This window comes from Pseudacidovorax sp. NFM-22 (genome assembly GCF_021401245.1).
GTDB lineage: Bacteria > Pseudomonadota > Gammaproteobacteria > Burkholderiales > Burkholderiaceae_C > Xenophilus.
Genome location: NZ_JACBFY010000002.1, coordinates 432,005 through 446,083, shown reverse-complemented (window position 1 = coordinate 446,083; position 14,079 = coordinate 432,005). Strand labels below are relative to the sequence as shown.

The following is a 14,079-nucleotide window of genomic DNA, read 5'->3' as shown; positions in this document are numbered from 1 at the left end:
CTGGAGATCACCGGCATCCAGATGGCCGGCGGCAACATCACCATCGTGGCCGACGGCGATGTGCGCATCGGCGCCATCACCGGCACCGCGGGCGACGTGAGCATCACCTCGCGCACCGGCGCCATCGCCATCGACAGCATGACCTCGGCTGGCGCGGTGACGCTGACGGCGGCCGGTGCGGTGTCGGCGGGCCGGCTGGTCAATGGCGCGGTGGTCGGCACTATCGAGGCCGACACGCTGACGGTGACGGCCGGCTCGGCCATCGCCATCTACGAGAAGGACGGCATGACCGTCACCCAGGCGCTGAGCACCAGCCATGCCGCGGTGCACCTGCAGTCGGGCGGCGCCATGACGGTGGACGGCGCCATCGCCGCCACCGGCAGCGCCGGCATCTCGCTGGTCACCACGGCCGGCGTGCTGACGCTGAACCAGGCGCTGTCCAGCGTCTCGGGCGACGTGACGTTGCGCGGCCAGGGCGGCCTGGCCATGAGCGGCCAGGGCGACATCACCAGCGTCTCGGGCGCGGTGACGCTGGACGCCGGCACCGGCAGCCTTTCGATGGAAGGCGACACCACCGTCAATGCGGGCAGCGGCGCCATCGCGCTCGATGCGGGCGGCGCCATCCTGCTGGGCAAGCTGCGCACCACCCACGACGGCGCGCTGCGCATCGTGGCTGGCGGCGTGCTGGACGTGGCCGAGGGCAGCACCGACGTCATCGCGGCCGACGCGCTGCTGTACATCCGCTCCAGCGGCGGCATCGGCGAGGACGGCAATGCGCTGGAAGTGCAGGTGCGGGCGCTGGATTTCGTCAACACCGGCCACGGCGACGTGTTCATCGAGGAGGTGGACGGCCTGCAGCTGGTGGGCGTGGACCAGCAGGCCGCGGGCCGCGTCTCGATCCTGGCGCGCCATGGCGACATCGACGTGCTGGCGAGCGGCGCCGGCGTGCACAGCGCCGGTGGCGACCTGGCGCTGTATGCGGGCGGTAGCCTGCACATCGGCCAGGCGGTCGACACCACGGGCGGCAGCATCGCCCTCACGGCCGAGGGCGGCGACGTGGCGCTGGGCGCCACCGTCAAGGCCGGCGGCAGCGGCAGCATCGGCGTGCGCGCCCTCGCCGGCTCGGTGGTCAACGACAGCGCCGCGCTGGGCTGGCTGCGCGACGGCAGCGGCTTCGACGCCGACATCGACTGGATGCTCTCGCGCAACAAGTTCACCATGGACCAGGCCACCGGCCTGATCACCGTGGCGAACCTGGAGGACTACAACGCCGCCTCGCACGTGCCCAACGGCACGGTGCTGCGCAGCGCCGGCGGCCCCATGCTGTCGGCCGCGGGCGGCGGCATCACCATCACGGCCAAGGGCTCGGTGGGCCAGCGCTACGAGGACTTCACCTTCAGCCCGCAGGCCATCGTGGTGGACGCGCAGTCGCTCACCGTCTCCAGCACCAGCCGGCAGGACGTGGTGGTCTTCGCCACCGGCTCCATCGTTGTGCACTCGGACGCCGCGGCGGCCGGCTCGCGCGGCGGCCAGACCGACGTGGCGGCGCTGCAGGGCGAGCAGAAGTTCGTCAACGACGTGGACGCGGGCGGGCAGGACATCACCATCCGCTCCGACCAGGTGAGCATCGCCGCCGACGTGCGCAGCGCCGGGGCCACGCTCACCTTCAAGCCCTCGGACCCGACCGGCACCGTGGTGCTGGGCGATGCCGGCAGCACCGCCGGCGGCATGCAGCTGAGCAACGACTCGCTCGGGCACCTGCAGGACGGCTTCGGCCAGATCGTCATCGGCGGCACCGACACCGCGCTCAAGGTCTACCTGGGCGGCGCGGGCGTGTCCGGCGGAACGATCCAGGTCAGGGACGACCTGGTCATCCTCAACCCCAACGTGGGCGGCGAGGTCTACATCAACCAGGAGCTGGTGCTGACGCACGACGCCTCGCTGACCATCAGCGGCTCGGGCAACACCACCACGGTCTCGGCCAATGCGTCCTCGGACTCGGACATCACCATCAACGACTCGGTGCGCATCAACGGCGGCACCGCCAGCGCGCCGATCACCCTGCGCGCCGGCACCGACGGCACCGGCAGCCTGCAGCTGGGCAGCCTGCCCTCGCACATGCTCAACGGCAACCAGGACGCCACGCCCGACTACCTGCGCCTGGAGGCGGCCGACAACATCGTCATCAGCGGCACCGTGGGCGGCGACGATGCGCTCGAAGGCCTGACCATCGGCGGCGTGACGGTGGGCGGCGAGGTGAACCTGCCCAACAACGTCACCTTCTACGGCCCGGTCACCGTCAACGGCGACCTGCAGATCACCGCCAGCGGCGTGGTCACCTTCTACAGCGACGTGGTGCTCACCTCGGGCAAGCTGGTGATCCAGGGCGCGAGCCAGGTGATCTTCAAGGGCGGCGTGGTGGTGCAGGGCGGTGGCGACATCGTGCTGCAGGGCGACGAGATCGACTTCCAGGGCGGCGACGAGTCCATCGTGGGCACCGGCAAGCTCTGGCTGCGGCCCACCACCACCAGCCTCAACATCGAGGTGGGCTCGCCGATCAACAGCGTGACCAGCGCCACGCTCAACATCAACGACCAGGAGGTGCGCAAGCTGGCCGACGGCTTCAGCACCATCGTGATCGGCGGCTACGACAGCAGCACCGGCCATGCCACCGGCACCGGCACCGTGCGCATCGCGGCGCTGACCACGGCGGGCCAGCCGCTGCTGCGCGACAACCTGGAGGTCTACGGCCAGAACATCACGGTGGAGGACTCCAACCTCGCCAACCAGACGCTGCTGGTGGAAGGCACGGTCAAGCTCGACGCGATCGGCAACATCCGCATCGGCAACACCATGGAGGCGCGCACCGCGGCCGGCGCGCAGGACATCGTCCTGTACTCGGCCACGGGCTCCGTGCAGCAGTTCGACGCCGCGGCCGACGGCGCCACGGGCGAGGCGCTGATCGGCGGCCGCCTGACGGTGACCGCGGCCTCGGGCATCAACCTGGGCGCCACCCAGCTCGACAGCGTCAGCGCCACGCACACCGGCACGCTGGGCGACATCACCATCCGCGAGACGGCGGCCGGTGGCGACCTCACGGTGCTGGGCGTGGCCCAGACGCAGGCGGGCGCCAGCGGCAACATCGGCGTGGCCACCACGGCCGGCCAGCTCACGGTGGCGGCCTCGGGCACCGGCGTGCTGCAGGCCGGCAGCGGCAGCGTGTCGCTGACGGCCGATGGCGGCAGCCTGGTGGTGCACCAGGCCATCGCCAGCACCACCGGCGCCGTGTCGCTCACGGCCAGCGGCGGCATCGTGCTGCTGGACGACGCCACGCACGACGGGCGCATCGCCACCACCGGCGGCAGCGTGACGCTGCGCGCCAATGGCGGCAGCGCCTCGCTGGGCGGCGACATCGCCGCCGCGGGCGGCCTGGTGGACGTGCGCGCCAGCGCCGGCATCGCCATGGCCGACGGCGCGACCATCGGCTCGGTCAATGCCGGCAACACCGGTGCCGTGACGCTGACGGCCGACAGCGGCGACCTCTCGCTCAGCCGCATCCTGGCGGGCGGGCTGGTAACGCTCACGGCCACCGGCGGTGCGATCCGCGACAACCTCAGTGGCGACGGGCCAAACATCGACGGCGACACCGCCGCGCTGCGCATGAGCGCCGCGGCCGGCATCGGCGCCGCCTCGGCCGCGCTGCAGACCCGCGTGGCCCAGCTGAGCGCCACCAACGGCGCCACGGGCGGCGTGTATGTGCAGGAGGCCACGGCACTGCGCCTGGTGGCCTCGGGCATGACCGCCATCGACAACGCCGGCAGCGGCGCCATCGTGATCCAGACCACCGACGGACGGCTGGTGGTCGAGGGCACGGTGCGCCAGACCGGCAGCGGCCACATCCGCCTGCGCAGCGGCGAGGCGGCCGAAGGCACCGATGCCACGCTGGACCTGCGCGCCGACGTGAGCACCGCCGGCGGCGGCAGCCTCTCGCTGCTGTCGGCCGACGGCATCGTGGGCAGCAGCGCCTTCAAGGCGCAGGCCCTGGGCGGCAGCGCCACCGTCGAGCTGGCGGCCGACGCCGGCATCGCGCTGGACGCCGCGGCCCGCGTGCTGAGCGCGGGCGGCAACATCCGCATCGACGCCGCCGGCGGCGACGCCGTGATCGGCACCGTGGGCACCGGCAGCAGCACCGCGGGCCTGATCGCCATCGGCGCCTCGGGCTCGATCCTGGACGCGGATGCCGACGGCGCCTCGCCGCAGCTGGTCAACCTGACGGCGGGCGCGGTGCGCCTGGTGGCGGGCGGCAGCATCGGCACGGCGGCCAACCGCATCGAGACCTCGGTGAGCACCCTGGCCGCCAGCGCGGGCAGCGGCGGGCTCTTCGTGGGCGAGGAGAACGGCCTGACCATCGGCAGCGTGGCGGCCGTGGCGGTCAACCGCATCGGCGCCGACGGCAGCAGCGCCGCGTCCGCCAGCGGCAGCACCCTGGTGGGCCTGCGCAGCGGCGACGGCGGCGCCATCGTGGTGACCAACGGCCTGTCCCGCGCCGGCGACCTGGTGGTGGACGCGGCCGTGACGGCCGGCGGCAGCGGCAACGTGCTGCTCGCCAATGCCTGGACCGGCGCCACGCCGGGCAGCCTGCAGATCCGCGCGGCCGTGGGCTCCGGCAGCGGCGAGCTGACGCTGAGCGCGGGCGGCGCCATCACCCAGGCCGCGGGCATCGCCCTGGCCACGGGCGGCGGCCACATCGCCGTGCTGGCCGGCACCGGCTTCACCATGGGCGCGGGCGCCGTGGCCCAGAGCGACGGCGGCAACATCCAGGTGATGGCGGGCACCGGCTCGGCCACGCTGGGCCTGCTGGACGCGCGCAGCGCCGCCGACCGCACGGCCGGCAGCCTGGCCGGCCAGTCCGGCCAGTCCGGCTGGGGCTCGGTGAGCGTGCAGGCGGGCGCCTCCATCCTCGACGACGACGGCGAGACCGTGCCGTCGGTGGACGTGTATGCGCGCAACCTGCGCCTGCTGGCGGGCAGCGCCGCGGGCAACGGCATCGGCAGCGCCAGCAACGCGCTGGAGATCGAGGCGGCCGTGATGGGCGCCGCGGCCACCGGCACGGGCGGCGTGTTCGTGGCGGACGCCAGCGACCTCACGGTCGACAACATGAGCGTCATCGTGGTGAACCGTGTCGGCCCGGACGGCGCGAGCACCAGCACCTCCGCCGGCCGCATCTCCGATGTGGTCAGCGGCGGTAGCGTGGTGCTCACGGCGGCGGGCAGCCTGACCGTGAACGAGGGCATGACCAACGACCGCGGCGTCGATGCCGCGGGCACCCTGCGGCTGGAGGCCGGCACCGACCTGGCGCTCAATGCCCGCATCGGTGCGGGCGGCGCGGCCAGCCTGATCGCCGGGCGCGATCTGCTGCAGGCGGCCACGGTGGCCAGCAGCGGCATCGGCGCCAGCGTGGAGCAGGTGGCCGGACGCGACCTGCTGCAGACGGCCGGCAGCGGCCAGACCCGCACGGCGGGCGGCAACGTGGTCTTCACCGCGGCGCGCGACGTGGGCCTGGAACTCGTCGACGCCGGCGGCGGCAGCGTGGCCATCACGGCCACGGCCGGCAGCATCCTGGACGTGGATGGCGGCAGCGACCTGGACGTGAGCGCCACGGCGCTGCGCCTGACGGCCGGCACGGCCATCGGCAGCGGCAGCAATGCGCTCGACACCGCGGTGGGCACGCTCAGTGCCGCGGCGGGTGCGGGCGGGCTGTTCGTCAGCGAGGCCGACGGCCTGGTGGTGGGCACGGTGACGGTGGACGCGAGCCGCGTCGCCGCCACCGGCCTGGCCAGCACCGTGGCCGGCACCGCGCAGGAAGACCTGTCGGCCACCGGCGCGGGTGCCATCGTGCTGCAGGTGCAGGCGGGCAGCCTGACCGTGGGCGCCGGCACGGCCGGCACCGCGGGCGTGAGCGCCGCCAGCGGCACCGTGCGGCTGCAGGCCGCGGGCGATGTGACCCTCGCGGCGGGCGTGGGCTCGGCCAGCGGCAGCGTGAGCGTGCTTTCGACCGGCGGCAGCCTTGCGGTGTCGGCGGGCGTGGTGCTTGCCACCGGCGGCAGCGGCACGCTGGACCTGCAGGCACAGGGCAGCGTCGTCACCGCCGACGGCAGCGTGCTGCGCACCGGCGGCGGCAACATCCGCGTGGAAGCGAGCACCGGCGACCTCACGGTCGGCCTGGTCGATGCGCGCACCGCGGCCGACCGTGCGGCCGGCAGCCTGGCCGGCCAGTCCGGCTGGGGTTCGGTGAGCCTGGTGGCCGGCGGCGCGATCCTGGACAACGCCAGCGAGGCCACGGCCGGCGCCGTCGACGTGCAGGCCTCCCAGCTGCGCCTGTCGGCGGGCGGCGCCATCGGCAGCGGCGCCAATGCGCTGGAAACGGAAGCGGCGGTGCTGAGCGTCACGGCCGGCGCCGGCCTCTTCATCGCCGAATCCACGGCCCTGACCGTGGGCGCGGTCGGCGAGATCGCGGTGGTGCGCGTCGGGCTCGACGGCGGCAGCACCGCGTCGCGCGCCGATGCCGCGCAGGCGGCCTTCACGGCGGGCGGCGCGCTGGTGCTGGGCACCGCGGCCGGCACGCTCACCGTGCAGACGGCCGGCACCGCCGGCGGCAACCTGCTGCTGCAGGCCGGCGGCACCGGGGCCGACCTGGTGATCGACGCGGCCCTCACGGCCACGGCCGGCCACATCACGCTGGCCGCCGCGCAGGACCTGCGCCAGAACGCCGCCATCCTCACGCTGGGCAGCGGCGCCACGGTCGGCGCCACCGCCGGCCGCGACCTGGTGCAGGCGCAGGGTAGCGGCACCATCGTGACGGTGGACGGCAACGTCCTGCTGAGCGCGCTGGGCGGCGACCTGACGCTGGAGTCGGTAGACGCCGGCAGCGGCCGCGTGGCACTGACCGCGTCGGGCCGCATCGTCGATGGCGACGCAGCCGGCGACACCGACGTGGACGTGCGCGCCAGCGCCCTGCGCCTCGGCGCGGGCACGGCCATCGGCAGCGGCGCCAACGCGCTGGAGACCACCGTCGCCACCCTGAGCGCGAGCGCCGGTGCGGGCGGCCTGTTCATCGCCGAAAGCGATGGCCTGGCGGTGGACGCCGTCACCGTGGACGTGCAGCGCGTGCAGGCCGACGGCAGTGCCGTGGCCACCCAGAACGCGGCGCAGGAGGACCTGGCCGCCACCGGCGCCGGCGCCATCGTGCTCACCAGCGCCACCGGCGACCTGGTGCTGCGCGCCGGCACGGCCGGCAGCAGCGGCGTGGGCGCCGACAGCGGCCCCGTGCTGCTGCAGGCCCTGGCCGGCGCCATCACCCTCGACGGGGCGGTGGTGTCGCAGGGCGGCGCGATCAGCGTGCGGGCCGGCACCTCGGTCACGGCCAATGCCGACCTGCGCAGCAGCGGCGCCGGCAGCCTGGATGTGCAGGCCGGCAGCGGCGCGCTGACGCAGGCGGTGGGCAGCAGCTTCGTCACCGGCAGCGGCGACATCCGCCTGCAGGCGGGCGGCGCGGCCACCCTGGCGCGCGTCGCCACGGCTGGCAATGTGTCGGTGACGGCGGGCGGCGCGATCCTCGACGCCGACGCCGCGGGCGACAGCACCGTCAACATCCAGGCCGCGGGCCTGCGGCTGGAGGCGGGCGGCAGCATCGGCACTGGCGCCAACGCGCTGGAGACCACGGTCGCCACCCTGTCGGCGCGTGCCGGGGCCACGGGCGTGTTCCTGCTCGAATCCGACGGCCTGGCCGTCGGCGCGGTGGCGGCAAGCGTGCAGCGCGCGGCGGCGGATGGCAGCCTCTCGGCCTTGGCCGACGCCGCGCAGTCCGACATCGTCACCACCGGCAACACCGGCGTGGTGCTGCGCAGCACCACCGGCGACCTCGTGCTCGGCGACGGCGGCAATGCCGACGGCGTGGCCGTGGCGGCCGGCAACGGCAGCGGCGCGGGCGGCCATGTGCGCATCGAGGCCCTGGCGGGCCGGGTGATCGCCGACGCGGCCATCACCACCAGCGGCAGCACGGGCGGCTTCGTCACGGTGCTGGGCCAGGCGGGCGTGCGCTTCAACGGCGCGGTGGGCATCGCCACCGGCCTGGTGGGCGGCGTGGACGTGGAATCGGCCCTGGGCAGCATCGTCCAGGCGGCCGGCAACACCATCACGGCCGGCGGCACGGTGCGCCTGCTCGCGGCGCAGGACGTGGTGGTGGGCGTGATCGCGCTCACCTCGGCCACGGGCGGCGTCTCGGTCACCGCCACCGCGGGCAGCATCCTCGATGCCGACGCGGACGGCGACAGCAGCGTCAACATCACCACCGGCAATGTCTCGGGCGGCCTGCGCCTCGCGGCCGGCACCGGCATCGGCGCCGCGGGCAACCACCTGGAGACGGCCACCGTCAACCTCAGTGCCCAGGCGGCCGGCGGCGGCCTCTTCCTGAGCGAGGCCGACGGCGTGACCGTGACCACGGTCTCGGTGGCGGTGCAGAAGGTGAATGCGGCCGGCACGCTGGACGCCGCCACCGTGGACGCGGCCCAGTCGGACCTGCGCACCACCGGTGGCAACGGCAGCATCGTGCTGCGCACCGGCGGCACCGGCACGCTGACGCTGACCGACGGCCAGCCCGGCTCGCTCGACGGCGCGGCCGTGTCGGCGAACGGCAGCGGCAACGTGCTGCTGCAGAGCGCCGGCGCCTTCAGCGCCGCGGCCAATGCCGACGTGCTGAGCGGCAGCGGCGCGATCAGCGTGCGTGCGGCGGGCGCCATCGGCTTCGACGCCGGGGCGGACCTCCGCACGGGCGGAGCCGGCACGGTGGACGTGGACACAGCGGGCGCCCTGGCGATGAACGCCGGCAGCCTGCTGAGCAGCGGCACGGGCACGGTGCGCGTGAATGCGGGCACCACGGCCACCATCGGCCGCATCACGACGGGCGGCACCGTCTCCATCGTCGCCGGCACGGCCATCGTGGACGCGGACGCGGCCGGCGACAGCACGGTCAACATCGAGGCGGGCAGCCTGCGCCTGCAGGCGGGCACGGCCATCGGCAGCGCGGCCAACGCGCTGGAGACCAAGGTGACCACGCTGAGCGCGAGCGCCGGCAACGGCGGCATCTACCTGCTGGAGGCCGACGGCCTGACGGTGGGCGACGTGGCGGCCAGCATCGACCGCGTGGGTGCCGACGGCACCACGTCGGTGGTGGCCGATGCGGCGCAGTCGGACCTGCGCACGCTGGGCGGCAATGGCGCGGTGGTGCTGCAGAGCACGACGGGCGACCTGGTGCTGGGCGACGGCACGGCCAACGGCGCGGGCGCAAGCGTGTCGGCCCACGGCAGCGGCAACGTGCTGGTGCGGGCGCTGGCGGGCAACGTGACGGTGCAGGCCGACGTGCTGAGCACGAGCGGCGCGATCAGCGTGCGTGCGGGCGGTGCCATCGGCTTCGACGCCGGGGCGGACCTCCGCACGGGCGGTACCGGCACGGTGGACGTGGACGCGGCGGGCGCCCTGGCGATGAACGCCGGCAGCCTGCTGACCAGCGGCACGGGCTCGGTGCGCGTGAACGCGGGCACCACGGCCACCATCGGCCGCATCACGACCGGCGGCACCGTCTCCATCGTGGCCGGCACGGCCATCGTGGACGCGGACGCTGCCGGCGACAGCACGGTCAACATCGAGGCGGGCAGCCTGCGCCTGCAGGCCGGCACGGCCATCGGCAGCGCGGCCAACGCGCTGGAGACCAAGGTGACCACGCTGAGCGCGAGCGCCGGCAACGGCGGTATCTACCTGCTGGAAGCCGACGGCCTGACCGTGGGCGACGTGGCGGCGAGCATCAACCGGGTGGGTGCCGACGGCACCACGACGGTGGTGGCCGATGCGGCGCAGTCGGACCTGCGCACGCTGGGTGGCAACGGCGCGGTGGTGCTGCAGAGCACGACGGGCGACCTGGTGCTGGGCGACGGCACGGCCAACGGCGCGGGCGCAAGCGTGTCGGCCCACGGCAGCGGCAATGTGCTGGTGCAGGCGCTGGCCGGCAACGTGACGGTGCAGGCCGACGTGCTGAGCACGAGCGGTGCGATCAGCCTGCGTGCGGGCAGTGCCATCGGCTTCGACGCCGGGGCGGACCTCCGCACGGGCGGCGCCGGCACGGTCGATGTGGACGCAGCGGGTGCCCTGGCGATGAACGCCGGCAGCCTGCTGACCAGCGGCACGGGCACGGTGCGCGTGAACGCGGGCACCACGGCCACCATCGGCCGCATCACGACCGGCGGCACCGTCTCCATCGTGGCCGGCACGGCCATCGTGGACGCGGACGCGGCCGGCGACGGCACGGTCAACATCGAAGCGGGCAGCCTGCGCCTGCAGGCCGGCACGGCCATCGGCAGCGCCACCAACGCGCTGGAGACGAAGGTCACCACGCTGAGCGCGAGCGCCGGCAACGGCGGCCTGTTCGTGCTGGAGGCCGACGGCCTGACCGTGGGCGACGTGGCGGCGAGCATCAACCGGGTGGGTGCCGACGGCACCACGACGGTGGTGGCCGATGCGGCGCAGTCGGACCTGCGCACGCTGGGTGGCAACGGCGCGGTGGTGCTGCAGAGCACGACGGGCGACCTGGTGCTGGGCGACGGCACGGCCAACGGCGCGGGCGCAAGCGTGTCGGCCCACGGCAGCGGCAATGTGCTGGTGCAGGCGCTGGCCGGCAACGTGACGGTGCAGGCCGACGTGCTGAGCACGAGCGGTGCGATCAGCCTGCGTGCGGGCAGTGCCATCGGCTTTGACGCCGGGGCGGACCTCCGCACGGGCGGCGCCGGCACGGTGGATGTGGACGCCGGCGGCAACCTGACGCAGTCGGCCGACAGCGTGCTGAGCGCGCAGGCCAACATCCGCGTGGCGGCTGGGCAGCAACTGACGCTGGGCCGCATCGTGACCGACGCCGACGTGGCGGCGATCGCGGGCGGCAGCCTGGTCGACGGCGGCAACGGGGCGCAGGCCACGGTGCAGGCCCGGGCCCTGCTGCTGTCGGCCGGCCAGGCCATCGGCAGCGCGGCGCGCGCCATCGACACGCAGGTGCAGCGCCTGGCCGCCACGGCCGGCGACGGTGGCCTGTTCGTGCAGGAGCGCGACGCCCTGGCGGTCGGCGCGGTCGGCGTCACCGTCTCGCGCGTGGCGGCCGGCGGCACGGCCACGGCCCTGGGCGCGGCCACGGCCGATGGCCTGCAGGCCACCGGCCGCGGCGCCGTCGTGCTGGGCAACGGCAGCGGCGACCTGACGCTGGAAGCCGGCAGCGCCGGCGCCCGCAGCGCCCAGGGCGTGATGCGGCTGCAGGCGGCGGGCGAACTGGCCCTGCTCTCAGGCGTGCACAGCGAGGGCGGCGCCGTTAGCCTGCTGGCCGGCGGCGACCTGCGCACCGGCGCGGGCGTCACCCTGGCCACCGGTGGCAGCGGCACGCTGGACTTGCGTGCCAGCGCCGGCGGCATCGCCATGGGCGCCGGCAGCCTGCTGCAGGCCGCGGCGGACGTGCGCGTGCAGGCGCAGGGCGACCTGCGCATCGCCCGCATCCAGACGGCCGGCCAGGTGGCCCTGCTGTCCGAGCAGGGCGCGGTGCTGGACAACGGCGATGCCGGCGTGCACGTGCAGGCCGCGGGCCTGGCACTGCAGGCCCAGTCCGTGGGCCGCGCCGACGACGTGTTCGCCATCCAGGTCGGCACGCTCAGCGCCCGCGCAGGGGCCGGCGGCCTGCACCTGGACGAGGCCGACGGCCTGACCGTGGGCGAGGTCGGCGTCTCGGTGCGGCGCGTGGACGCGGCCGGCGCCACCACGGTGCTGGGCCTGGCCCAGTCCGACCTGCGCACCAGCGCGGGCGGCGACGTGGTGCTGACGGCGCACGGCGACGTGCAGCTCACCGACGGGCAGTCGTCCGCGGGCGACGGCGCCATCGCCGCCGTGGGCGGCGGCGCGGTGCGCATCCTGGCCAGCGGCGGCGGCATCGCCGGCGCGGCGGGCGGCGACATCGTGGCCGCCACCGGCGCGATCACGCTGCAGGCCTCGGGCGACATCGACGCGGCCGCGCTGACGGCCAGCGCCGGCATCCTGCTGCAGTCCGATGCGGGCGAGCTGCGCGTGACGCGCAGCGTGGCCGGCGGCGGCGGCAACGTGACGCTGGCGGCCGACCGCATGGACCTGTCGGCGACCATCGCCAGCGCGGGCGGCGTGCTGGCAATCCACGGCGCCAGCGCGGGCCATGCCATCGCCATCGGCGACGCCGGCCTGCACACCACCCAGCCGGACGCGCTCTACCTGGGCGTGGACGACCTGTCCTTCCTGGTGCCGGGCTTCTCGCGCATCGTGATCGGCAGCGACGCCGCTGGCCAGCGGGTGCAGATCTCCGGCCGCGACGAGGCGGTGCACCTGGCCGATGCGCTGGTGCTGCAGACCACGGGCAACGGCGGGCAGACGCTGCTGCAGGGCGCCATCTCGGCCGCCTCGCTGGCGGTGCAGGGCTCGGGCTCGGGCACGACGGCGAAGGACGCCAGCATCCTGGTGCAGGGCGGCATCGACGTCGACGACCTGCTGGTCGTGGCCGGCGAGGTGCACCTGGAGTCGGGCGTGGGTGGTGCCGGTGGCATCGTGCTGCACCGGGCGGTGGACGGCCAGGGCGGTGCGGCCGATTCGCTGATCCTGGCGGCCTCGGGCGGCTCGGTGAGCGTGACCGGCCCGGTGGGCCAGAGCACGCCGCTGGACGTGCTGCGCGTGAGCGATGCGGCCGACGTGGTGTTCGAGCGCTCGGTGCACGTGTCGGGCGAACTCGTGGTCGAGGCCACGGGCAGCGTGGCCTTCAAGGAGGCCGTGACGCTCGACGGCGGCACGCTGCGCATCGTGGGCGCCGCCTCGGTGGCGCTGGCCGACGTGGACGTGGGCACCGGCGGCGACCTGCTGATCGCCGCCGACAGCCTGCGCTTCGACGGCATCGTCCACGGCGCCGGCGATGCCACCGCGACGCTGACCACCGCCACGGCGGGCGGCGGCATCCGCGTGGACAGCGCCGGCAGCACGGCCGGCGCTGCTGGCGGGCTGCTCATCAGCGGCGAGACGCTGGAGGCGCTGCAGGGCTTCGCCCGCGTGGACCTCGGCCAGTCGGCGGCCGCGGGCGAGGTGCCGGCCTCGGGCGATGCGCTGCTGGCGCTGGAGACCCTGTCGCTGCTGACCACCGGCGAGCTCAACGTGCACGGCCGCGACGTCAGCCTGCGCGGGGCCGGCGCGCTGGACATCACCGGCGTGTTCCAGGTCGACGCCACCGGCGCCATCCGCATGGAGGCGGCGACGGCCCTGGTGCTGCACGGGGCGGGCGCGGCCTTCGCGGCCGGCGGCGACGTGGTGCTGGGCCGGGTCGACGCCGGCACCGGCGTGGTGGCCGTCAGCAGCAGCCGCGGCACCGTGCGTGCGGCGGCCGCGGGCGGTGCGGTCAACGTGGTGGCGGGCGACTTCGTCATGCGCGGCCGCGGCCCGCTGATGCAGGGCGGCCAGCCCACGCTGCCCGCGCTGGTGGTGCAGGCCAGCCGCATCGACGTGGACGCGCCCGACGGCCTGGTGGTGCGCGACAGCGACGGCAGTGTGTCGGCCTTCAACCTGCTGGCCGGCGGCCAGAGCTACCGCCAGTTGCTGGCGGTGGGCCAGCCCACGCGCACGACCTCGCCGATGGACCCGGCCGAGGCGGGCCCGCTGAATGCCGCCTTCGCGTTGCAGCTGGACACGCCGCTGCGGCAGGCCTTCTCGGCCAGCAGCCTGGCGGCCGTCTCGCTGTCGCCGACGCTGTTGCTGGCCCCGGCCGACGCGGACAGCGCGACGCAGGCCTACCTGGATGCGCTGGCCGGCGGCAGCGTCGCGGTGGCTGTGGCGCAGCTGGACGCGGGCGACGCAGCTGGCGCGCTGGGCACCGCGCTGGCGCAGTCGCATGTGCTGGGCACCGCGGCGGTGCAGCCCGACGCAGCAGGCACGGCGACGGTGCAAACGCAATCCTTCGACTTCTGGGAAGACGAAGTGCTGGCGTTGTGA

At 75.0% G+C, this 14,079-nt stretch carries 1 protein-coding gene (running past one end of the window); it reads left to right on the top strand.

Going from position 1 to position 14,079, the window contains the following annotated elements:
* Positions 1 to 14,079, top strand: partial view of an LEPR-XLL domain-containing protein gene (locus L0984_RS07760; RefSeq protein ID WP_234193142.1) — the 3' portion only. Its footprint begins 33,975 nt before the window's first position; the window shows 14,079 of its 48,054 coding nt (coding positions 33,976–48,054); its start codon lies beyond the left edge, outside the window; the stop codon is at positions 14,077 to 14,079.